We start from the raw sequence: 23,576 nt of genomic DNA, 5'->3' as shown, positions 1-23,576 counted from the left end.
AGAGTAAAAGTAGATGTTTTCTTAAAAAATCAAACAGGGGCTCTGTTTTAGCCCCTCGTTTTTAATTTAAAGTTTCAGAGCCAGAATTTACTCTTTCTCCATTTATGAATTTAATCATTACAAAACCAACTGCAGAAATGATCAGGCATTCCTGTTTAAACTGACATCTATCTCAATTGCCTCTCTTGAGATCTTTATTGCGCAGAATTCCCCGCACATGCTACATACTCTCTCATCTTCAACAGGAGGTCTTTCAGAACGCATAGATCTCACCTTTTCAGGGTCAAATGATAGGGCAATCTGACTCTGCCAGTCAAAGTTTCTTCTTGCTTCTGCCATTTTGTTGTCTCTCTGCCATGCCTGCGGTAACCCCTTTGCAAGGTCTGCTGCATGGGCAGCAATCTTTGAAGCAATTACACCTTCCTTTACATCTTCTTTATCTGGAAGTCTTATATGTTCTGATGGTGTTACATAGCATAGAAAATCTGCTCCGTACATACCTGCCAGTGCACCACCTATTGCAGCAGCGATATGGTCATAACCCATAGCACAATCTGTTACAAGAGGACCGAGAACATAAAAAGGAGCTTCCTTGCATATGCTTTTCTGTAGTTTAATGTTTGTCTCCACATGATTTAGGGGAAGATGCCCAGGTCCTTCAATTATGCATTGAACACCCTCTGATACAGCAATGTCCTTTAGTTTGCCAATGGTTATGAGTTCAAGCAACTGATATTTGTCTGTTGCATCCATAAGACAGCCAGGTCTTAACCCGTCTCCAAGACTGAGGGTGAGGTCATACTTTTTTGCAATCGCAAGAAGTCTATCAAAATACTCATAAAGAGGATTTTCTTTGCCATTATAGCATATCCAGTCTGCAAGAATTGAACCTCCTCTGCTTACAATTGGTAAAACTCTCTCACCAGATTTAAGCATCTCAACAATCTTCATGGTAACACCACAGTGAACTGTGACAAAATCAACTCCATCCTTTGCATGCTCCTCTATTACATCAAATATATCATCAGCGGTCATCTTCACAATGCTTCCATACTTTTCAATTGCCCTTACAGCAACCTCATAAATGGGAACGGTCCCGATACTTACGGGAGAATGTTTTATAATTGCCCTTCTCATCTCTGTAAGAGGTCCTCCTGTTGAAAGGTCCATTACAGCATCTGTGCCGTATTTGACAGCTATATCAAGCTTTTCAAGCTCTTCATTAAGGTCTGTTTTGTCTTTGGATGTTCCAATATTGGCATTTATCTTTGTCCTGAGACCCTTTCCTATTCCAAGAGGCTTTATATTGTGAAGAATATTCCTCGTAATAACAGCCTTTCCTTCTGCTATATTTTGAGAAAGTATTTCAGGTGAGATACCTTCTTCTTTTGCGACCTCTTTTACCTCATCTGTAATTATTCCCTTTTTTGCTAATTCAACTCTTGTCATGGCTTTTCTCCTAAAATTTCATTGAATTTTTTCACCACTCCTTCAATGTCTCTTTGAGCTAAAATACCACTTACCATGGCAACTCCGTCACAGTAGGGCAATACTTCATTGACATTTTCAAGCTTAATCCCTCCGAGAGCAAAGACCTTGCATTTAACAGATTCCTTGACTTCTTTTAATTTCTCTATTCCCTGTGGTTTTCCCTTTGATGGAGTATGGAAAACAGGGCTGAAGGTTATAAAATCAGCCCATTCTGAAGCCTCCCTTGCCTCATCAAGTGAATGGGTTGATACACCTATGATAAATCTATCTTTCCAGACCTTTCTAACCACATGAGCGGGAAAACCGCTACTGGGAAGATGAACTCCATCAGCATCAACAGCCAAAGCTATGTCAACTCTGTCATTTATGAAAAGCAGTGCATCATTTCTTTTTGTTATCTCACGCAATTTTTTTGCAAGAAAGTAGAGTTCCCTTACAGTCAAATCCTTTTCCCTTAACTGAAAAGCCTTAACTCCTGCCTTAAGAGCAGTCTCAACTGCCTCTAAAAAAGCTTTTTCATCGGGAAAAAGCTTTCTGTCACCTATGAGATAGACCTTCATGTAAGCATTCCTTCAATGGGTGAACTTGCGGAAGCATAAAGTTTCTTAGGAATTCTTCCAGCCTTATAGGCAAGCCTTCCTGCTATACAGGCATGCTTAAGTGCCTGAGCCATCATTATTGGGTCTTTTGCACCTGCTATTGCAGTATTTACAAGAACAGCATCACAGCCAAGCTCCATTGCCTGTGATACATCAGAGGCTGTACCCACTCCTGCATCAACAATAACAGGGACATTAACTGTTTCAAGAATTATCTTTATGTTGTAGGGATTTCTTATTCCAAGTCCTGAGCCAATTGGTGCACCAAGAGGCATCACTGCAGCAGCACCGGCATCAACAAGTCTTTTTGCTGTTACAGGGTCGTCGTTCGTATATGGAAAAACAATAAAGCCTTCTTTTGCAAGAATTTCTGTTGCTTTAAGAAGTCCACATACATCAGGGAAAAGGGTTTTTTCATCGCCTATTACTTCAAGCTTTACCATATCTGAAACACCTGCTTCTCTTGCCAGTCTTGCGTATCTCAGGGCATCTTCAACTGTGTAACAGCCTGCTGTATTTGGAAGAATTTTGTATTTCTTGGGATCAATATAATCAAGAAGATTTTCCTTTGAGCGGTCAATGATATTTACTCTTCTTACTGCAACTGTTACTACATCTGTTCCAGAGGCTTCAATTGCACGGGCAGTTTCCTCAAAACTTTTATATTTACCTGTTCCAACCCATAGCCTAGACTTAAACTCAATTCCTCTGATAATTAATGGATCATTCATTTTATCCTCCTCCTACAAAGTTGACGATCTCAATAGAGTCGCCTTCTTTTATTTTGTAATCGTTGAATTTATCTCTCTTGACTATTTCAAGATTCACCTCAACAACAACCCTCTGAGGATTTATCTCAAGCTCCTGTAATAGCTCTGCAATTGTGGTTGCTTTAACATCCATCTCACTGCCATTTACTCTTATCTTCATAAAACCTCCAAAACAAAAAGCCCCTATCCCTGAAGGATAGAGGCTGGTTTTAGCTCAGTCTCTCCCTTTCCCTACGCCGGCATTACCCGGATCAGGTTCAAGGGGTCTTCCCTTATCGGGAACTCTCAGGTCCTGCTGACCTCCCCCAGGGATTAATTAATTCTATAAATTTATTGTCAAAGCTGTCAATAACTAAACTTTAAATCTGCCAATGGCAGTATTTAACTCACTACCCAATCTTGCAATATCACTTGCTGTCTGGGCTGACTGGTCAACGGCAAGTGATATCTCTTTTGAACCCTCTGCAATGCTTCCAATATCCTGTGTAATATGGTCTGTAACTGAGCTCATCTCCTCTGTTGCTGATGCAATTTGCTGTATCATACCCTGAAGTTCCTGTGCCTTGCTAAATATCTGCCCGAGTATCTCAGCTGATTTGTTGCTAAGCTCTACACCACTTGCCACCTTCTTTTTTGCATCTTCCATAGAAACTTCTGCCACATCAACTTCACTCTGTATCCCCCTTATCATCTCTGCTATCTCATCTGTTGCCTTTGCTGTTCTCTCTGCAAGTTTACGCACTTCATCAGCTACAACTGCAAAGCCTCTTCCCTGTTCACCTGCTCGAGCTGCCTCAATCGCAGCATTCAATGCCAAAAGATTTGTCTGGTCTGCAATGTCTTTTATCACTGTTACAATCTCGCCAATCTGACGGGAACGGTCACCCAAGACATTTATCACCTCTGAAAGTTTCTGTATGGCACCCTCTATTACTTTTATCTCATTAGCTGTGTTCATTGTCATGTCTCTTCCTTCTTTTGCTACATTGGCGGTTGTGACAGATACTTCTGCAATGTTTGATGCATTCTTTGCTATGTCAACAACAGTCTGACTCATTTCCTCTGCAGCAGAGGCAATCTGACTGGCACGCTCTGTCTGTAATTTAAGATTTCTTGATATTTCCTCTGTTGTTGAAGAAAGTTGTTCTGAGGATGATGCAAGAGAGCTTGCAATTGTCTTTGACTCTGCAATGAGTTTCTTTATTGAAACTATTGCTTCGTGAAGTGATTGAGAAATCATGCCAAGCTCATCTTTGCTCTGTGCTTTTATGTCAACTGATAAATCACCCTGTGCAACCCTTTCAAGAACTCCTTTGAGTTCTGTAACAGGTTTTTTAACTGAACGGGAGATGAATATGGCAAAACCAGTGCCTATTAAAACAGAGGCAATTGTGAGAATAATGACGACAAGTATTTCCTTTACTATAATTGAATTTACATCTGCAATTCTTGCATCAAGTTTTTTATTATGAAACGCTACTTCATCATCCAGGGCTTTTTCAAGGCGAGCAAGTTTTGGTGAAAGTTCATGATTAAAAACCTCTATTGCTTCTTTATTTTTTCCTGCCATAGCAAGTTCAATTACTTTGTTGTTTACCTGAGCTGCATCTTTTACTGCATCTTCAATATTTTTTAAAAGCTCTTCTCCTTCTTTAGTATGAGTTGTTTTTCTTATAGCCTCTATTTTTTCTTTATATTTGGCTCTGTTTTCATCAATTGCTTTTTTTAACTCCTGTTTTGTTTTTAAATCTTCAGCAAGCATTATGTCCTTTACATTATTAATTACTGCAAGAATAGCTCTTCTTACAGAGACTGAATCATTCAGTTTGTCAATTCTTTCATCAATGTCCTTAATGTTGGTTTTGATCGAGTATAACTGTAAGAGGGTTATAGCCCCTGATAAAGCTAATAGAAAAATAACAACTCCAAAACCCACTGTAAGTTTTTTGCCGATTGTAAGGTTCTTAAACATCTTTACACCCCTCCCTATTTTTTATTATTTATTCTTCAATCGCAGCCTTTTCTGTTATTCCTAACATGCTCTGTGATTCTTCCTTGCTTATCAGCCTGTCCATATCAAGAAGTATAATTAGCCTGTCTTCAAGTTTGGCAATTCCCCAGATAAATTCTGAGTTCACAGAATAGGTCATTGAAGGTGGTGGTTCAACAATGTCTGATGATATACGAAGCACCTCAGATACAGTATCAACTATTAATCCTATTGTTGTTCCCTGAATATCCATTATCATTATTTTCTGCTTTGTTCTGTCTTCTTCCTCAGGAAGTCCAAAGAACTTTCTTAGACTTACAACAGGTATAACTTTGCCTCTGAGATTGATAACTCCTTCAACATAGTAAGGTGCATTTGGAACCTTTGTTATTTCCTTCATTCTGTTTATTTCCTGCACCTTTAGAATATCAACGGCGTATTCTTCTTCACCAAGAGTGAATGTGACAAGTTGAAGCACCCGCATTTTTTCAGAGATTTTACCTTCCTTTGCTATCAATGCTGTTTCCACTTTTTCACCTCCATTTTTCTTTGAGTTTTAATAACTTTTTTCTAATTATACTCTTTTATTTCTGCTTTTGGAAACAAGATATCTATCTTTTTCCATCAATTGACATAATGTGGCATTTGCAGAGATAATAACTTTATATGGCTTACAGGGATTTAAGAGAATTTATAAAAGTTCTTGAAAACAAAGGGCTTCTTCACAGAGTCAAAGTAGAGGTTGACCCTGTTCTTGAGATTGCTGAGATAACTGACAGAATGTGCAAGTCACCAAATGGCGGAAAGGCTTTGTTTTTTGAAAATGTCAGAGGCTCATCAATCCCTGTTGTTACCAACATTTTTGGCTCTTTTGAAAGAATGTGCCTTGCCCTTGAAGTTGAAAGCCTTGATGATATAGGAAAAAGAATAGAAAAGCTCTTAAATCAGACACCACCTAAAAGTTTTAAAGAAAAGATAAAGGCTGTTTTTGAATTAATTGAGGTAAGCAAATACCTGCCAAAAAGAGTAAACAAAGCACCCTGTCAGGAAATAGTAAATCATGAGCCGGACCTGAACAAACTTCCTATCCTTAAAACATGGCCCAAGGATGGCGGAAGATTTATTACCTTTCCAATGGTTTTTACCCGTGACCCTGAAACAGGAAAGCAAAACTGTGGAATGTATCGCATGCATGTCTATGATGAGAAGACAACAGGAATGCACTGGCACATTCATAAAGATGGTGCAACTCATTACAGAAAATATAAGGAACTCGGTCAAAGAATGCCTGTTGCTGTTGCCATTGGCTCTGACCCGGCAGTTATTTACTCTTCTACTGCGCCTCTTCCGTACGGAGTTGATGAGATGGTATTTGCTGGATTCTTACGGAGAAGTCCTGTTGAGATGGTTAAGTGTGTAACCTGTGACATAGAGGTGCCTGCAAATGCTGAGATTGTTCTTGAAGGTTATGTAGAGCCCGATGAATTAAGAGATGAAGGTCCTTTTGGTGATCATACAGGTTTTTACTCTCCGGTAGATAAATTTCCTGTTTTTCATGTAACATGCATTACCCATAGAAAAGATCCCATATATCCTGCCACAGTTGTTGGAAAGCCTCCCATGGAAGACTGCTATATGGGAAAGGCAACTGAGAGAATTTTTCTGCCTTTGCTCAGGATGCAGTTTCCTGAAATTGTAGATATGAACCTTCCCATGGAAGGAGTTTTTCATAATGCAGCCATAGTTTCAATAAAAAAGCAGTATCCAGGACATGGCAAAAAAGTTATTCACGGGCTATGGGGAATGGGACAGATGATGTTTTCAAAGCTTATAATTGTGGTTGATGAAGATGTTAATGTTCAGGATTTGTCAACTACTGCATGGAAGGTGCTTAATAATGTTGACTGGCGTAGAGATGTGATAATCTCAGAGGGTCCTGTGGATGAGCTTGATCATTCAGCAAGCTTTCCGAGATTTGGCGGTAAAATGGGGATTGATGCAACTCGAAAAAGCCGTGAAGAAGGCATGATGAGAGACTGGCCAGAGGAAATAATCCAGGCAGAAGAGATAAAAGAGCTTGTAACAAAAAGATGGCGTGAGTATGGCTTCTGAGCTTTATCTTGGTATTGATGTAGGAAGCGAAACTGCCAAGATAGCAGTTCTTGATAACGATTTCAGAATTCGGGAAAAGCTCTATTTAAAACATTTAGGAAAACCCGCTGAGGTTGTTTCAAAAATACTCAAAGAAATACTTTCCCGATATGGAAGCATAAAGCTTTGTTTTACAGGTGTATCAGGAAGATTTATTGCAAAAACTGTTGGTGCGCCTTATGTAAATGAGATTTTGTCACAGGCAACAGCAACATCATTTTTCTATCCTCAGGTAAGAACAATTATTGAGATTGGTGGAGAAGATTCAAAGCTCATTTTCCTTGACAGAGGAGGAAGAATCAGAGATTTTTCCCTTAATAGCATATGCGCAGCAGGAACAGGCTCTTTTCTTGAGCAACAGGCAGAAAGACTTGGACTTACAATACAAGAGTTCAGCGAGCTCGCTTTAAAATCAAAAAGACCTTCAAAGATTGCAGGCAGATGCAGTGTATTTGCCAAGTCAGACATGATTCATCTTCAGCAGATAGCAACTCCAGTAGAAGACATAATTGCAGGTTTGTGTTTTGCCCTTGCAAGAAACTTCAAGGCAACAATGTTTAAAGGTAGAGCTCTTCAGAAAGAAGTCTCTTTTCAGGGTGGTGTTGCAGCAAATAAGGGAATGATAAGGGCATTTAAAAAGGTTTTGGGCATAGATGAAATACTCATACCAGAGCATTTTGAGGTAACCGGTGCAATTGGTGCTGCCCTGAAAGCTCAGAGTAGCGAAGTGTTTTTAAATGATGAAATCATTGAAAAACTGGGAACGATAAAGGCAGAGATAGAATATGGACTTCCACCTCTTTCAAACTCTGTTGTTTCAGGAAGTGAAAAGGAAGATTTATACAAAGAAAAAATTTCTATTGCACCAGAGCAGGCTTATCTTGGTATTGATGTGGGCTCTGTAAGCACAAATATTGTTCTTATAGATGAAAATGGAGAGCTTATCACAAAAAGATATCTTCCTACTGCTGGAAAGCCAATTGATGCAGTAAAAAGAGGTTTGAGTGAGATAGGCATGGAATTCCCTGATATAAGGATAAAAGGTGTTGGTGTAACAGGTTCTGGTCGCTACATGATTGCTGATTTTGTAGGTGCCGATGTGGTAAAGAATGAGATAACAGCCCATGCACGAGGTGCTGTTCATTATGACAGAAACATTGACACAATTTTTGAAATTGGTGGTCAGGATTCTAAATACATAAGGATTAAAAATGGTGAAGTCATAGATTTTGAGATGAACAAAGCCTGTGCAGCAGGAACAGGCTCTTTCATTGAAGAACAGGCTGACAAACTGGGTATAAGCCTTGAAGAGTTTCAGAGTCTTGCCTTTGCATCTAAAAGACCATGCAGACTTGGTGAGAGATGCACTGTTTTTATGGAAAACTCCCTTGTCATAAATCTTCATAAAGGAGCACGCAAAGAGGACATTGTGGCAGGTCTCTGTTACAGCATTGTAGAAAACTATATAAACAGAGTTGTAGCCGGGAAACCGATTGGTAAAAGAGTATTCTTTCAGGGTGGTGTTGCCTTCAATAAGGCAGTTCAGGCAGCATTTGAGAATTTTTTAAAAGCTAAAGTTGACAGCGAAATAGAGTTAATTATTCCACCTCATCATGAGGTAATGGGTGCAATTGGTGCAGCCTTGATTGCAAGGGATTCTATGAAAAATGGAAAAGTTAGCAAATTCAAAGGATTTTCTCTTAAAGACAGACAATACAGTATTTATTCTTTTGAGTGCAAAGGATGCCCCAACTACTGTGAAATAAATAGGGTTAAGATAGAAGGTGAGGAAACTCAGCTCTTTTATGGAGGCAGATGCGAGAGATACGAAAAACAGGACAACACTTCAAGACTTCCAGATCCTGTAAAACTGAGAGAGGAACTGCTATGGAAGGCACATAAAGAGTATGAGAGCACATACAAAGACAGAAAAGCTCCTGTCATAGGAATTCCTTATATATTTTTCTTTCATGACCAACTTCCATTCTGGAGTACGTTTCTGTGGGAACTCGGTTTTAATGTAAGGGTTTCAGATAAAACAAACAAGGAGATTATTAACAAGGGAGTTGAGAAGGTCTTATCTGAGGCATGCTTTCCTCTTAAAGTTGCCTATGGACATGTAGCAGATTTGATTGAAAAGGGTGTTGATTTAATCTTTCTTCCAAGCTTTATAAATCTTAATATTCATGATGAGTATGAAAAAGGTCTTGCATGTCCTCTTGTGCAGACAATTCCATATGTAAGCAGAAAGCTTTTTAAAGAAGCAAAGTTTCTCATACCGAGAATAGATTTTTCAAGAGGATTTGATTATCTCAAAAAGGAACTGAATCAAGCTTTTAAAGGAGTTTCACCTATAAAAAACCTTGATTCAAAAATAGAAATTGCACGGCAAAAGCAAAGAGAGTTTGTTAAGCAACTGCAAAAGGAAGGGTTAAAACTTCTTGAAACAGCAAAAGATAAATCACTTGGGCAGCAATCTACTGTTGTTATTCTTGGCAGGTCATACAATTCCTTTGATCAGGCAGTTAGCCTTGATATTTCAGGAAAACTTACCCGTCTCAATGTGTTACCAATTCCTATGGACATGTTACCCATTGAGGGAATAAACATAAAAGAGGAGTGGAGTAATCTTTACTGGCGTTCAGGACAGAGAATTATAAAAGCTTCAAAGTTTATTCATAAGCTTGATGGAGTATATCCTGTGTTTATTACCAACTTTTCCTGCGGACCTGACTCATTCATAATAAATTACTTTAAAGAAGAGATGGCTGAAAGACCCTATTTAATTCTTGAGATTGATGAACACAGCGCTGATGCAGGAGTTGTTACAAGACTTGAAGCTTTTATAGATAGCGTAAAAGATAGAACAGAAAGAGAGAGATTTAAAAAGTTCATACCTCTATTAATCAAGAGTTCAAATACAGATTTATCAAAAAGAACTATATTTATTCCAAGAATGTCTGACCATGCCTTTGCTTTAAAAGCAGCCTTTAACTACTGTGGAATTGATGCAGAAGTAATGCCCCCTTCTGACAAAGACTCAGTTGAGCTTGCAAGAAAATATGTATCAGGAGGAGAATGCTTTCCCTATGTTGTAACACTTGGTGATATGTTGAAGATTGTATTTTCAAAAGATTTTAATCCTCAGAGAACAGCCTTTTTCATGCCTTCAGGTGCAGGTCCGTGCAGATTTGGTCAGTATAATGTTTCACACAGGATGATGCTTAAGAAATTGGGATTTGAAAGTGTTCCTGTTTATTCACCCCAGCAGGATGCTCAATTTTATAAAGATTTAAACATTGCAGGAGGAGAGTTTTCTCTCAGGGCATGGCAGGGAGTTGTTGCTTATGGCTTGCTTACAAAATTGCTTTTACAGACAAGACCCTATGAAAAAAATAAAGGTGAAACTGAAGAAGTTTATGAGCAGTATCTGTTGAAAATTTACGATACATTAAAGAATAGAAATGGCTCTATAGAGTTGTTATTAAAAAACATGAGAAGAGATTTTGAAAACATCCCTAAATACAGGGATAAAAAGCCTCTTGTGGGAATTGTGGGAGAAATATTTGTCCGTTCTCATTCATTTTCTAATGAGAATTTGATTAAGAGACTAGAAGCCTTAGGTGCAGAGGTCTATCTTACACCGATTGAAGAGTGGATTCACTATGTAAATAAAATGGCTTTGAGAAAAGCCTTGATAAAAAAGGACAAATCTGCTATTATAAAAATTCTTATTAATAAATTTTTCCAGTGGAGGGTAGAAAAGAAATTTTCATCAGTTTTAAGAGGAAGGTTAAAATTTTTACATGAACCCTCCATAAAGGAGATTTTTAAGTTTGCATCACCTTATGTTCCAGACAGTTTTGAGGGAGAGACTATTTTGAGTATTGGGAAAAGCGTTGATTTAATTAGAAAAGGTGTAAGTGGTATTGTCAATGCAATGCCTTTTGGATGTATGCCAGGAGCTATTGTAACTGCTTTGTTAAGATTCATTCACAAGGATTATAATATTCCTGTGATATCACTTGCCTACGATGGCACAAACTCTACTGTCAATGAACTATGGCTTGAAGCCTTTATAGAGACAATCAAAACTTGAAAAAGGAGGTGAATTGAGTGGGCAGTGTTCTTAAGTGGAGGAAGAAAAAGATAAAGAAGCACAAATACAGAAAGCTCCGTAAAAAAATGAGAGCACAAAGAAGAAATAAATAAAGGATAAAACTATGAAGGATCTGATGAGTTTAAAAGAAAAGATTGCCTTGATAGAAGCTGAAATAAAGGTAATATCAGAAAAAATTGACGACATTAATAAAAATTTAGAAAAAATTAATGAACTTGAAATTGAAATCAAGGCAATCAAGATGTTTTTAAAGAGGGTTTTCCCTGATTTTAAAAAAGAGTATCCCGATATATTAAAAAAACTCAGCTCAATGGAGTAATTATGCTCGGACCATTCAGCACTACAGGCATAGGAAGTATGCCCCATACTGAGGTTTTGTCTGCCTGTGAACTTATATTGCAACATTTTGATATTCCCTTCTGGCCTCAGATGCCTAAATATTCTTTTAATGAACAGATGATTCCGCAGTTTTCTGAGGGATTGCCAGGTGTAGTCTTTGATTCAGACAAAGTTTATATCAGAAAAGATGAAGAAATTATTGTTGAGTGGTTAAGTAACTATCACGATGAAATGGTATCTCCTATGAGTGAAAGTTTTGCAGTTGGGCTTTATGGTATGCAGAAGTTGATAAAAGACAGGCTAAAGATTTTTAAAGGACAGATTACAGGACCGGTTACTTTTACTTTATCTTTGAAAGACGAAGATGGTAAATTGGTTTATTTTGATGAAACTTTAAGAGAACTCTGTCTTATGCATCTTAAGGCAAAAGTAAGATGGCAGATAGAGTTTTTGAGAACTTTTGCTGAAGATATAATAATTTTTCTTGATGAGCCAATTCTTCAGGCAGTTGGTACTTCTGCATATATCTCCGTTGAACAGGATGAAGCAACAAGATTGATTAAGGAACTCGTCTCATTTATTAAATCACTTAATGCAAAAGCAGGAATTCATTGTTGTGGAAGGACAGATTGGAAAAGAGTGCTTGCTCTTGACATTGATATTCTAAGTTTTGATGCCTTTTCTTTTTTTGACTTTTTTAAAATCTATAGAGACGAAATAGCAGAGTTTCTTGATAGAAATGGCTACATAGCATGGGGATTTGTTCCGACAACAGATGATTTAAATGCTCTTCGTGATGAAGAGATAATTGAAAAGTCTTTAATAAAAATTGATGAGATATCTAAAACTTTACCTTTAATAAGAAAAAACTCACTTCTTACCCCATCCTGTGGAATGGGGTCTCTTGATATTCCAAACTCCGAGAGAATTTGCAGAGTTCTTAAAGAGTTAAAAAGCAGAATGATAAATGGCTAAAGGAATTTTTATTACTTTTGAAGGAATAGAAGGTTCTGGAAAGACTACGCAGGGAAAACTGCTTTTTGAATCACTAAAAAAACAGGGATATGATGTTGTTTACACTTATGAACCAGGAGATACAGAAGCTGGAAAGCATATAAGAGAACTTCTTCTTAATTCAGAAATTAAAATAACTCCTTTATGCGAACTTCTTCTTTATTTTGCAGACAGGGCTCAGCATATTGAAGAGAAAATAAAGCCATATCTTGAAGTTGGGTTTACTGTAATATGCGATAGATTTACTGATTCAACAATAGTTTATCAAGGATATGCACGGGGTATATCAATTGATTTAATTCAAAACTTAAACAGAGAGCTTTTTAATGATTTCATGCCTGATTTAACAGTGTTACTTGACTGCCCTGTAGAGATTGGGCTTGGAAGAAACAGAAAGATTAATAAAAAAGATAAATTTGAGATAGAAAATTTTTCATTCCACGAAAAAGTTAGAAACGGTTATCTTGAACTTGCAAAGAGAAGTCAGGAAAGATTTTTTGTTTTAGATGCTACAGAGCCTACAGAGATAGTAGCTGAAAAGATATACAAAAAAGTAATATCTATCATAGAATCTCTCTAAAATGGGTTTTAGTGAAATTACATCTCAGGAGAGAGCTTTAAGAGTTCTGCAAGGGACATTAAGAACAAAAAGGATTCCAAATGCCTTTTTATTCATAGGAGACCCTTATATTGGAAAAACGAGAGCAGCTGTTGTTTATGCTAAGGCTTTGAATTGTTATAATTCTGAGATAGATGCATGTGATATATGTATATCCTGTAAAAAAATTGAACAGGGAATACATCCAGATGTTAAAATTTTAGCTCCTGAAAAGAATACAATCACAGTAGATAGTATAAGAGAAGTTGAGGAATTTGTCTCTTTTCGCCCTCTTGAAGGAAAATACAAGGTTGTTATTATAAAAGAAGCTCATAAAATGAATAATGCAGCAGCAAATGCATTTCTTAAAACAGTTGAAGAACCTCCAATAGATACGGTAATAATTCTTATATGTGAGAACATATTCGGTTTGCCAGAGCCCTTAATTTCAAGATGTTTTAAATTATACTTTACACCTCTTCCAACAAAAAAAGTAAAGGAGATTTTTCCAGATGTTGAAGATGGTGTAATCAGAATCATTATGGGGAAACCAGGACTTTTTACATCCAGGGATATACTAAAAGAAATTCAGTGGTTCAACAGTACATTAAAAAATATCATAGAAAAAAATAAAAAATCTCCCTGGAAAGACAATGAAGAGGTCAAATGGTGGATAGATCTTTTGTGTATTTTTCTAAGAGACTGTATTGTTAGAATTTTTCTTAAAGAGTCCTCAAATGGAAATTTCATTAGTGCTTATTGCTCAATTTTACCTACAGATTTTAAACTAAAAAAAGGTGTTTCTTTAGAGCATTTGTTTGAGCTATATGGAGAGTTACAAAATATAAAAAGAAGCATTGATTTGAATTTAAATAAATCAATAGTGTGGAATTATGTAATTTCGTTATTTGGCAGTTTGATAGCAAAGCATTAAGAGAGAACACCAAGGAGTTAGTATGAACAATGTAGTGCATGTAAGAGTTAGACCCTTTGGGAAGGTCTATCGTTATTTAAATAATCTGGGGATAGAACTAAAAAAAGGTGATTTTGTTGTTGTAGAAGGTGATTTTGGATTGACCTTAGGATATGTTATTAAAACTTCCTTTGACAGTGAAAATACTTTCAAACCGGTTATTAGAAAAGCTACCAACGAAGATATGGATGATTTTCAGAAAAATCTCCTTCTCGAAAAAGAAGCCTGGGATTTTTGTCTTCAAAGAATAAAAGAGAGACAGTTGCCAATGAAACTTTTAGTAGTTGAGGCTGCTCTTGATAGAAAGAGAATAATCTTTTATTTTACTGCTGAAGGTAGAATTGATTTCAGAGAATTAGTTAGAGACCTTGCAGCAAAGTTTAAAACAAGAATAGAGATGCGACAGATAGGTGTGAGAGATGAAGCAAAATTTCTTGGTGGAATAGGAGTTTGTGGAAGAGAAATATGCTGTAAAACTTTTGTTAGTTTTTTTAAGCCAATTTCCTTAAAAATGGCTAAGGATCAAGAAATTGTGCTCAATGTATCCAAACTTTCAGGAGTTTGCGGAAGATTGAAATGCTGTCTCAGACATGAATATTATGGTGAAATAGAGGAAATAATCACTGATGAGGAAATTTTCACTCAGGAAGAAAAAGAGCCAGAATTTAAAAAGTTTTCTTTAATTATAAAAGAAGCGGATGATGAATTAATAGAGGAAAGTCATGGAGGAAAAGATGAATCAAAATAAGGGATTTTACATAACAACCCCCATATACTATGTTAATGATATTCCCCATATTGGACATGCATATACCACCGTAGCTGCTGATATACTTGCAAGATATATGAGATTTAAAGATAAAAAAGTATTTTTCCTTACAGGAACAGATGAGCATGGGCAAAAGGTTGAAAAGGCAGCTCGTGAGCGTGGAAGACTTCCAAAGGAGCATGCGGATATAATGGTAGAAAATTTTAAAACACTATGGAAAGAACTAAATATAAGCAATGATGCTTTTATCCGCACAACCGATGAAGAGCACAAAAAAGTTGTCCAGGAAATACTTCAAAAACTTTATGATAAAGGTGAGATTGAAAAAAGAAAATACTGTGGTATGTATTGCACGCCCTGTGAAAGATTCTGGACAGAAAAAGATTTGATAGATGGAAAATGTCCTGACTGCGGAAGAGAGGTTGAATGTATTGAAGAGGAAAACTATTTCTTTCTTATGTCAAAGTATCAGCAGGCTTTAATTGAATACATAGAAAAAAATCCAAAATACATTCTCCCAGAATCGAGAAAGAATGAGGTTTTAGGTTTTCTTAAAACTAAACCTCTCGGTGATCTCTGTATTTCCCGTCCAAGACATAGACTTGAATGGGGAATTCCTCTCCCATTTGATGAAAACTACACAACCTATGTATGGTTTGATGCACTGGTTAATTACTATTCAGCCCTGAAATATCTTGCACCTTCTGAAACCCTTTGGTGGCCTCCAGATCATCATCTTATAGGTAAAGATATCCTTACAACCCATGCTGTTTACTGGTCTACAATGCTTATGGCACTTGGACTTCCACTGCCACGAAATATCTTTGCCCATGGATGGTGGACAGTAAAGGGCAAAAAGATGTCAAAATCTCTTGGAAATGTGGTTAACCCTTCAGAGGTGATAAAAAAATATGGTGTAGATGCTTTTAGATACTTTCTCTTTAGAGAGGTATCCTTCGGACTTGATGGTGATTTTTCAGAAGAGGCACTTGTCAGAAGAATAAATAATGACCTTGCCAATGACCTCGGCAATCTGGTCAATCGTTTTCTTGCGATGAATGAAAAGTATATGAAAGGTGCTGTAAAAATAGAGCCTTCTTTTTGGGAAAATAATACCTCTGATGGTGAATTTGTTCTTTCCTTTAAAACATTGATTGAAGAGATAGACAATGAAACACTCTGGGACGAATTTAAACTGAACATTGTCCTTGAGAAGATATGGACTGCTATTTCCCTTTCAAACAACTACATTGCAAAAACAGAGCCATGGAAAGTAGCAAAAGAAAACCCTGAAAGAGTCTCCATAATACTTTTTAATATATGGAATGCTATCAGGGTAATTACACTTTTTATACATCCTTTCATGCCAGAAACAGCGGAGAAAATATGGAAAGCTCTTGGATTGAGAGATTTGGAAATTGATTACAAAATGGTTAAGTGGGAAATTGATCTCAAAGATATAAAAACAGAAAGAATTGAACAGCTTTTCCCGAGGATAGACTTAATCAAGGAAGAATCAGCAAAAGTAGAACATAAGGAGGAAAAGATGGAAGAACTAATAGGAATTGAAGAATTCATGAAGATAAAACTGAAAGTTGGAAAAGTTCTTTCAGCAGAGAGAGTTAAAGGTTCAAAGAAACTTATAAAGCTTATAGTTGATATAGGGGAACAAAGGCAGATTGTTGCAGGTATTGGTGAGCAATATACACCAGAGGAACTTATCGGAAGGTCAATTGTGGTTGTATCTAATCTGAAGCCTGCAAAGCTTATGGGAGTTGAATCTCAGGGAATGCTTCTTGCAGCAACAGGCTCTGATGGAACAATATCAATACTTACAGTTGACAGAGAGGTAAATCCTGGCGCCACAGTAAAATGAGCTCAGTTAGGGAATGGCCAGAAACTGAAAGACCAAGAGAACGGCTTATAAAATATGGTGCAGAGGCTTTAAGCGATGCTCAACTACTTGCAATAGTATTGAGGACAGGCTCAAATGGGAAAAGCGTAATGGATACAGCAATTGAACTTCTTCAAAACTTTGGAGGTCTTAGAGGTCTTGAGGAAGCATCCATAGCTGAGCTTAAAAAGTTCAAAGGACTTGGCACTGCCAAAATTGCCCAGATCAGAGCTTCTTTTGAACTTGGCAAAAGAGCACTAAGTCAGAAAGCTAATCAACAAGTTTTCAGCTCCGCCTCCACTGTTTATGACTGCTTCTTTCCAAAGCTTGAAGGACTTAAAAAGGAAGTATTCATTACTTTACTGCTTGATACAAAACTAAAACTAATTAAGGAAGTTAAAGTTTCAGAGGGCACTCTCAATCAGTCTCTGATTCATCCAAGAGAAGTATTCAAAGAAGCAGTGAAAGAGTCTGCCTATGCAGTGATACTTGTTCATAATCATCCAAGTGGTGATCCTTCACCGAGTGAACAGGACATAGAAATAACAAAGAAATTGAAAAAAGCATCGGAGATACTTGAAATTCCCATACTTGACCATGTAATCATAGGAAGAGAAAGATATTTTAGCATGAAGGAAAAAGGAATACTATAAAGTAGGAGATCAAGCAATGAAAAAGTTCAATTTTAGAGGATTTGTGAGCCTTTTTACAGCTTTTTCTTTTTTATTTGTTTTCATATCAGGTATTGTTCTCTATTTTACTCCTCAAGGTAGAATTGCCTACTGGATAAACTGGAAATTTCTTGGACTTACCAAAACAGACTGGACAAATATGCACATAGTCTTCTGCATATTCTTTATGACCGCTGCTTTTTTTCATATCTACTATAACTGGAATGTGCTTTTAAACTATATCTACAGCAAAGTAAAAAAAGCCTTCAATTTAAAGAAAGAGCTTGCAATTGTAAGCATTATCGTTATTCTAAGCTTTATTGGTTCATTAAAGCCTTTCCCACCCTTCAGCTTTATTATTGATTTAAGCGAGTATCTTAAGCAGTCTTGGGTAAAATCACCTGATTATGAACCTCCTTTCGGACATGCGGAACTACTCTCCCTTGAAGAATTCTCTAAGAGAAGAAACATAGACCTTGAACAGGCAGTTTTAGCTTTGAAACAAAGAGACATAAAATTTCAATCTACAAAAGAAAGCCTTGGTTTAATAGCCAAGAAAAATGGATTGAGTCCTCTTGAAATTTATGAAATCCTTAAACCTCTTGAGGGGAAACAAAATCAGATTGATAGAAAGTCAGATTATCAGACTGAACAAAAAATTGTTCATCAAACTGAAAGCTCAAGGTGGACAAAAGATGAAATTATAAGAGAATTTGAGGGAAAGGGATTGGGTAAGAAAACCCTTAAACAGATTTGTGAAGAAAATAGACTTGATATTAAAACAGCCATCCATAAACTTAAAAATAAAGGAATTGAGGCAAGGGAAGGGGAGACACTAAGACAGATAGCTGACAGAAACAATACAAGTCCTATTGAAGTGCTTATAGAAATTCTTGTAAACGAGAATAAAGTTAAAGGATAAAATATAATATATAAAAATAGAAATTTAGGAGGTGGCTTATGCCTTTGTATGAGTTTCAATGCCAAAAGTGCAATGAAACTTTTACAAAGAGAATGAGCATAAGCGAAATGGAAAAAAGAAAAGTAAGATGTCCAAAGTGTAAGTCTCAAAGGGTAAAAAAGGTCATTTCAGGCTTTTATTCAATAACTTCAAAAAAATAATAGGAGGAAATTAATATGAATAGTTCACTAACTCCTGCAATTTTGAGAGTATGCGAGCTTGCAGCAATTGAAGCAGCAAGATTGATGGGAAAAGGAAACAGAAAGGAAGCAGATCAGGCTGCTGTAACAGCAATGCGTAAAGCCCTTAATGATATACCAATCAAAGGAAGAATCGTAATTGGTGAAGGTGAAAGAGATGAAGCTCCGATGCTTTATATTGGTGAGGAGGTAGGAAGTGGAACAGGTCCTGAGGTTGACATAGCCGTTGATCCCCTTGAAGGAACCAATCTATGTGCAACTGGAATGCCAAATGCCTTAACTGTGATGGCTGTAACAGAGAAAAACGGACTTCTTTACTGTCCTGATACTTACATGGAAAAGCTTGTTGTTCGTCCTCAGGCAAAGGGAATGGTGGACATAAGAAAATCTGTCAAAGAAAATCTTGAAGCCCTTGCAAAAGCTCTTGGAAGAGATATAGATGATCTTGTGGTAGTTGTGCTTGACAGACCCCGTCATGAAAACTTAATCAAAGAAATAAGGGCTGCCGGTGCAAGAATTAAACTGATTTCTGATGGAGATATTACTCCAGCAATTGCAGCCACAGTTGAAGGAACAGGTATTCATGCTTTAATGGGAATTGGAGGAGCTCCAGAAGGAGTGCTTTCAGCAGCAGCAGTTAAGTGTCTTGGCGGAGAGATGCAGGCAAGAATTAGATGGAGAAATGAAGAGGAAAAGAAAAGAGCAATTCAGTATGGTATGGATATAAGTGAGGATAAAGTTTATACTCTTGATGATCTTGTTCCAAGCGACAATATAATTTTTGTTGCCACAGGAGTAACAAAAGGTGACCTTCTAAATGGAGTAAGATTTTTTGGAGGAGGTGCAAGAACCCATTCAATTGTGATAGAGTCTCATCAGAAAATTATAAGATTTGTTGACACCATTCATATATTTGATAAATTAGTGAAGATAACATTGTAAAAAAAGGATTTAATTATCGTTACTGATACAGGGTGAAGAGAGAGGGGTTTTTTTTATTTTTTAAGGGATCATAACAAATGCCAATCAGGGATTTCCTTGCTATAATTTATACGACTATCCTCACAATCTCAGCATTACATATGCCACAACCCCTTTTACCTCTGCTTGGAAATTCTTTTAATGTAGAGATGGATACAATATCGCTTATTATGAGTGCCACATTCATTCCACTTACATTTATTCCAGTAATTTCAGGAATTCTGCTAAATTTTTTATCGCCAAGAAAGATGATCCTTCTTGCTGCGACAGTACACTCTTTGGTTGTATTTTCAATATCAATGGCAGTAAATGTTTCGTTAGTTATATTTCTAAGATTTATAGAGGGTTTTTTAATCTCTGCAATTCTTACTTCAAATACCACATATATTGCATTAAAATCTGTAAAGGAGAGAATTCAGTTTTTTATGTCTTACTATATTGCTTTTACTACCATTGGAGGACTTCTTGGAAGAGTGCTTGGCAGTATTATAGCCAATTATTTTGGATGGAGAGCCTGTTTTCAAATAATGTCATTAAGCCTTATTCTGGTTCTTCCCATAGTTTATTATTTTATGGAAGATTTAAAGTTACCTAAAAAGGAAAAACCAGAGTATTTCAGTTTAGAGAATTTTAAGGTCATACTTCATAAAAGGAACCTATATATTTACATTTCTGTTTTCTGTCTATTTTTCGTTTTTACAGGAATAACTAACTTTTTACCATTCAGAATAAAAAGTATTAATAAGGAAGCCAGCGAAATGCTTATAGGATTTATCTATTCAGGTTATATAACAGGTATTTTTATGTCTTTTATTGCAACAAAAATCATAAGATTAATCGGTGATGAGACAAAAACAATGCTTCTTGGTTTTTCTATCTTTGGATTTTTTCTCTTAATGTTGAGTTTTCCCAATATCTTTCTAATATTTATCACAATGTTTGGTTTTTGTTCTGGTATGTTTCTTGTTCATTCAGTTGCTTCCGGTTATCTGAATAAGATGGCAACAGAGCGAAAAAGTCTTATAAATGGAGCATACATAGCTTTTTATTATTCTGGTGGAGTTTTAGGTTCCTATTTACCAGGAATTGTATATAAAAATTTTGGATGGCTAAGTTTTATTATAAGCCTGTTTATTTTAGTAGTTGCAAGCTCTTTTACTATATCTAAACTATCAGACCGTGTCTGATTGCATAGTTTATAATCTCAGCATTATTTCTACATTCAAGTTTTTCAAGAATTCTTGCTCTGTATGTACTTACAGTTTTTATGCTTATTGAAAGTTCCCTGGAAATTTCAACAAGACTTTTTCCTCTGGCTATCATCAAAAAAACCTGAAATTCTCTTTCTGATAACTTCTCATGAGGTGGAATTTCCTTTGTTTTTTCAATATAGTCAATCAATTTTTCAGAAAAAGCCTTTGGTAAGTATTTACCACCCTTAATAATCTTATCAATTGCCTTCAAGAGTTCTTCAGGATCCGCAGACTTTGTCAGATAACCTGAAGCTCCATATTTTAGCGATCTCATAGCATACTGCTCCTCAGGATACATGCTGAGCATAAGTATGTTTGTGTCAGGATGCTCTGCTTTTATTTTTTTTAGAGTCTCTATTCCGTCCATGTCAGGCATGGCAATATCAAGAAAAACTATGTCAAATTTTTCTTTCGAGAGAATCTCAATAGCCTCTCTGCCACTTTTTGCTTCTTTGCATTCCTCAATATGGGGGATATCAAGAAGAATTTCCTTTAATCCTTTCCTGAAAAGAGTATGATCATCAACAATTAAAATTTTAAGTTTCTTATACATTTTCTTTCAAAGGGACTGAGAGAATCACCTCTGTTCCCCCTTCTGAACTTTTTCTTATATCAAAAGTTGCATTTATAGAATAGGCTCTCTCTCTCATTGCCATCAATCCAAATGATTCTGGACTTTTTATCTTATCTTCTGATATGCCTACGCCGTTGTCTTTAATGATCAGCAAAATACTCCCATTAGACCTGAACATTTTAACATGTACAACTGTTGCATTCGCATGTCTTGCAATATTTGTGAGGGCTTCCTGAAATATTCTGAAGATATTTAATGCAAGATTCTTCGATAGTTTCAAGTTATTGTCTGCAATATCAACATGACATGTTATGGAAGTATTTCTCTCAAATTCTTTAATCTGCCACATTATGGCATCTTCCAGTGTTAAATGATCAAGGAGAGAGGGGCGCAATTTGTTTGCCAGGTTTTGAACCTGTTTTATTAGTGAATTAACAATATTTATGGTTTCATCAAACTTTTTGTTAAGAATCTCATCATCAATACGTTTTTTAATCCACGAAAGTGAGAGTTTTAATGCTGTAAGAGGCTGACCAAGCTCATCGTGAATTTCTCTAGCAATCTCTTTTCTCTCATTTTCTCTTACATTCTGCAAGTATACTGAAAGTTTTCTCAATGCTTCTTTGGATTTTCTTAGTTCTTCCTCAATTTTCTTTCTGTATGTTATATCTCTTCCTATTGTTTTTGTCTTAATGAAATTTCCTTTTTCATCTACTTCAACATAAACATTTAAAGCTGCAGTGAAAACTGAGCCATCCTTACGGACAAAATCCCTTTCAATTTGAATAAAGCTGTATTTTTCAAGGTTCGGGAAAAATTCTTCTTGAGCCTTTCTTGACTCCTCTGTCATGAAATAAGTAATAGGTTTGCCAATTATCTCTTCTTTTTTGTATCCCAGCATTTTTGCCTCTGTTTCATTGCATTCAATAATAATTCCATTTTTATCAACAGAGTGATACATATCAGGAGCATTATCATAGAGGTCTCTGTATTTTTCTTCTGAGATTCTCAACTCTTTTTCCACTTTTTTTCTTTTTGAAATGTTTATTGAAAGAACAATTATTACAAGTGATAATCCAATAAAAATTAAAGTAATCCCTATCAATGTCTTTCGGTACTTTACCCAGAAGCTTTCAGGAAGATTTATAACTCTACTTTCTTTTGGAAGCTTATTTAAAGAAACATGGAATCTTTTGAGTTCATTATAATCAAACATGTATTCATTCGGGCTTTCCTTAATAACTGGAATCTCAGATGGAGATTTCCCCTGCAAAATCTGCATAGCAAGTTCACCAGCTTTTTTGCCCTGCAGGTAAGCACTTGTTAATTTTCCTCCAACAATTCCTCTGCCAAGGTAAAAATCCCATACACTGTATATGGGAGATTTGCTATGAGGATAAAGTAAATCAAGACTTTCCTCGTAGGCAAAAAAATTGCCTGTTCTGTCTCTATTTACAAGCAAAAGAAGAATTATACTCTTTGGAGGAATTTTTTCTACCTCTTTCTGTAATTCTTTCATATCAGGGTTTTCAAGCAAGATAAAATTTACTTTATCTGAAAATTTTGGAAATATCTCAAGAAGATTCTTTTTCATCGCCAAGCCTGTTGTTGTAATGTCATTTATAACATAAACTCTCTTTGTATCCGGATGAAGCCTAAGGGCTATATTAATCGTACCTTCTACATCTGTTTCTTCAGCAATACCTGTAAACCATTTTCTGTATTTTTCTATCAGACTATCTTTAAAATTATTTATTCCACAAAAAACAACAGGCACTCTGTAAAATAACCTGTGATAATATTTAATTGTAAATAACAGGGCATCGTTGTCCGAGACTATTATTAAATCAAATTTAACTTTACCATATTTCTGCTCCAAAAGATTAAAAATGGTAATGTCAATAACTTTGTGTAAATTCATAAATAGGTGTATTCCTCCATTTTTCGTTTAAATGGCTTATCACTGCAAAAACTATTCTTTCAATACTTTCAACATTATTAAAACAACTCATAGTTCTCGTTCTTCGCCTTACTTCCCTAAATGCCCTCTCTATTATGTTTGTTGTCCTTAACTTCTTCCATAATGCCTTAGGTGTCTTGTAAAAAGCTGTCAATTGCTCCCAGTTCTTCCTTATACACTCTGCTGCTTTAGGATAAAGTCTGCCCCACTTGCTCTCCCATAACTGAAAATTTCTCTTTGCCTCTTTTAAATTCTCTGCACTATATAT

The 23,576-nt window shown here is 36.2% G+C and carries 23 protein-coding genes and 1 riboswitch; of the genes, 14 read left to right on the top strand and 9 right to left on the bottom strand.

Features of this window, described 5'->3' with window-relative positions:
• Window positions 1–141: 141 nt before the first annotated feature.
• From thiC to TAGGR_RS09980, 6 genes are all read right to left on the bottom strand, one after another.
• Window positions 142–1,449 (bottom strand): phosphomethylpyrimidine synthase ThiC, encoded by a 1,308-nt coding sequence (thiC, locus tag TAGGR_RS10005; protein ID WP_059177220.1) that lies wholly within the window; start codon window positions 1,447–1,449, stop codon window positions 142–144.
• Window positions 1,446–2,051 (bottom strand): thiamine phosphate synthase, encoded by a 606-nt coding sequence (thiE, locus tag TAGGR_RS10000; protein WP_082673660.1) that lies wholly within the window; start codon window positions 2,049–2,051, stop codon window positions 1,446–1,448. The genes thiC and thiE overlap by 4 nt, the downstream gene beginning before the upstream one ends.
• Window positions 2,048–2,821, bottom strand: a complete 774-nt coding sequence (locus TAGGR_RS09995) for a thiazole synthase (protein ID WP_059177219.1) — start codon at window positions 2,819–2,821, stop codon at window positions 2,048–2,050. The genes thiE and TAGGR_RS09995 overlap by 4 nt, the downstream gene beginning before the upstream one ends.
• A gap of 1 nt (window position 2,822) precedes the next feature.
• Complete coding sequence (thiS, locus tag TAGGR_RS09990; RefSeq protein WP_059177218.1) at window positions 2,823–3,020, bottom strand: sulfur carrier protein ThiS; 198 nt, start codon at window positions 3,018–3,020, stop codon at window positions 2,823–2,825.
• A gap of 50 nt (window positions 3,021–3,070) precedes the next feature.
• Window positions 3,071–3,177, bottom strand: a riboswitch (TPP riboswitch).
• A 35-nt stretch (window positions 3,178–3,212) separates the two neighbouring features.
• Entirely contained in the window at window positions 3,213–4,832 is a 1,620-nt protein-coding gene (locus tag TAGGR_RS09985) for a methyl-accepting chemotaxis protein (RefSeq protein ID WP_059177217.1), read from the bottom strand.
• A 28-nt stretch (window positions 4,833–4,860) separates the two neighbouring features.
• Window positions 4,861–5,379 carry a chemotaxis protein CheW gene (locus TAGGR_RS09980; RefSeq protein ID WP_236698937.1) on the bottom strand — a complete coding sequence of 173 codons (519 nt, stop codon included), beginning with the start codon at window positions 5,377–5,379 and terminating at the stop codon, window positions 4,861–4,863.
• Between the two features lie 137 nt (window positions 5,380–5,516).
• Here TAGGR_RS09980 and TAGGR_RS09975 point away from each other — a divergent pair, with 137 nt between their 5' ends.
• The 14 genes from TAGGR_RS09975 to TAGGR_RS09920 all read left to right on the top strand — a co-directional run bounded on the left by TAGGR_RS09975 (window position 5,517) and on the right by TAGGR_RS09920 (window position 20,708).
• Window positions 5,517–6,962, top strand: a complete 1,446-nt coding sequence (locus tag TAGGR_RS09975) for a menaquinone biosynthesis decarboxylase (RefSeq protein WP_059177216.1) — start codon at window positions 5,517–5,519, stop codon at window positions 6,960–6,962.
• Complete coding sequence (locus tag TAGGR_RS09970) at window positions 6,952–11,100, top strand: acyl-CoA dehydratase activase (protein ID WP_059177215.1); 4,149 nt, start codon at window positions 6,952–6,954, stop codon at window positions 11,098–11,100. The genes TAGGR_RS09975 and TAGGR_RS09970 overlap by 11 nt, the downstream gene beginning before the upstream one ends.
• A gap of 17 nt (window positions 11,101–11,117) precedes the next feature.
• Window positions 11,118–11,213, top strand: coding sequence for a 30S ribosomal protein bS22 (locus tag TAGGR_RS11205; RefSeq protein ID WP_082673659.1), 96 nt, complete (start codon window positions 11,118–11,120; stop codon window positions 11,211–11,213).
• Window positions 11,214–11,224: 11 nt separating this feature from the next.
• The gene (locus TAGGR_RS09965; protein ID WP_062337926.1) at window positions 11,225–11,440 is read left to right on the top strand and encodes a hypothetical protein; all 216 of its coding nucleotides are present in this window, start codon (window positions 11,225–11,227) and stop codon (window positions 11,438–11,440) included.
• Between the two features lie 2 nt (window positions 11,441–11,442).
• On the top strand, window positions 11,443–12,435 hold the full coding sequence (locus TAGGR_RS09960; RefSeq protein WP_059177213.1) for a uroporphyrinogen decarboxylase/cobalamine-independent methonine synthase family protein: 993 nt from the start codon (window positions 11,443–11,445) through the stop codon (window positions 12,433–12,435).
• Window positions 12,428–13,054 carry a dTMP kinase gene (gene tmk / locus TAGGR_RS09955; protein ID WP_059177212.1) on the top strand — a complete coding sequence of 209 codons (627 nt, stop codon included), beginning with the start codon at window positions 12,428–12,430 and terminating at the stop codon, window positions 13,052–13,054. Before TAGGR_RS09960 ends, tmk begins: the two co-directional genes overlap by 8 nt.
• Before the next feature lies 1 nt (window position 13,055).
• Window positions 13,056–14,006, top strand: coding sequence for a DNA polymerase III subunit (locus TAGGR_RS09950; RefSeq protein WP_059177211.1), 951 nt, complete (start codon window positions 13,056–13,058; stop codon window positions 14,004–14,006).
• Between the two features lie 22 nt (window positions 14,007–14,028).
• Window positions 14,029–14,793, top strand: coding sequence for a PSP1 domain-containing protein (locus TAGGR_RS09945; RefSeq protein WP_059177210.1), 765 nt, complete (start codon window positions 14,029–14,031; stop codon window positions 14,791–14,793).
• Window positions 14,780–16,690 carry a methionine--tRNA ligase gene (gene metG, locus TAGGR_RS09940; protein WP_059177265.1) on the top strand — a complete coding sequence of 637 codons (1,911 nt, stop codon included), beginning with the start codon at window positions 14,780–14,782 and terminating at the stop codon, window positions 16,688–16,690. Before TAGGR_RS09945 ends, metG begins: the two co-directional genes overlap by 14 nt.
• The gene (radC, locus tag TAGGR_RS09935; protein ID WP_059177209.1) at window positions 16,687–17,361 is read left to right on the top strand and encodes a RadC family protein; all 675 of its coding nucleotides are present in this window, start codon (window positions 16,687–16,689) and stop codon (window positions 17,359–17,361) included. The genes metG and radC overlap by 4 nt, the downstream gene beginning before the upstream one ends.
• A 16-nt stretch (window positions 17,362–17,377) precedes the next feature.
• The gene (locus tag TAGGR_RS09930) at window positions 17,378–18,301 is read left to right on the top strand and encodes a DUF4405 domain-containing protein (RefSeq protein WP_059177208.1); all 924 of its coding nucleotides are present in this window, start codon (window positions 17,378–17,380) and stop codon (window positions 18,299–18,301) included.
• Window positions 18,302–18,339: 38 nt separating this feature from the next.
• A complete protein-coding gene (locus TAGGR_RS10340; RefSeq protein ID WP_082673658.1) occupies window positions 18,340–18,501 on the top strand; it encodes an FmdB family zinc ribbon protein in 162 nt (53 codons plus the stop codon).
• Window positions 18,502–18,516: 15 nt separating this feature from the next.
• The gene (gene glpX, locus TAGGR_RS09925) at window positions 18,517–19,482 is read left to right on the top strand and encodes a class II fructose-bisphosphatase (protein ID WP_059177207.1); all 966 of its coding nucleotides are present in this window, start codon (window positions 18,517–18,519) and stop codon (window positions 19,480–19,482) included.
• A 77-nt stretch (window positions 19,483–19,559) separates the two neighbouring features.
• Window positions 19,560–20,708 carry an MFS transporter gene (locus tag TAGGR_RS09920; protein WP_059177206.1) on the top strand — a complete coding sequence of 383 codons (1,149 nt, stop codon included), beginning with the start codon at window positions 19,560–19,562 and terminating at the stop codon, window positions 20,706–20,708.
• Here TAGGR_RS09920 and TAGGR_RS09915 read toward each other — a convergent pair.
• The 3 genes from TAGGR_RS09915 to TAGGR_RS09905 all read right to left on the bottom strand — a co-directional run.
• A complete protein-coding gene (locus TAGGR_RS09915; RefSeq protein WP_059177205.1) occupies window positions 20,686–21,327 on the bottom strand; it encodes a response regulator in 642 nt (213 codons plus the stop codon). The two genes, TAGGR_RS09920 and TAGGR_RS09915, sit on opposite strands and share 23 nt — an antisense overlap.
• Complete coding sequence (locus TAGGR_RS09910) at window positions 21,320–23,269, bottom strand: sensor histidine kinase (protein WP_059177204.1); 1,950 nt, start codon at window positions 23,267–23,269, stop codon at window positions 21,320–21,322. Before TAGGR_RS09910 ends, TAGGR_RS09915 begins: the two co-directional genes overlap by 8 nt.
• On the bottom strand, window positions 23,247–23,576 hold a 330-nt coding region (locus TAGGR_RS09905), incomplete at its 5' end, for a transposase (RefSeq protein ID WP_173636702.1). The genes TAGGR_RS09910 and TAGGR_RS09905, both read right to left, overlap by 23 nt.

The sequence above is a fragment of the Thermodesulfovibrio aggregans genome, assembly GCF_001514535.1.
GTDB classification, from domain to species: Bacteria; Nitrospirota; Thermodesulfovibrionia; order Thermodesulfovibrionales; family Thermodesulfovibrionaceae; genus Thermodesulfovibrio; species Thermodesulfovibrio aggregans.
The sequence above is the reverse complement of the archived record's forward strand: the minus strand, read 5'-3'. Positions and strand labels throughout refer to the sequence as shown.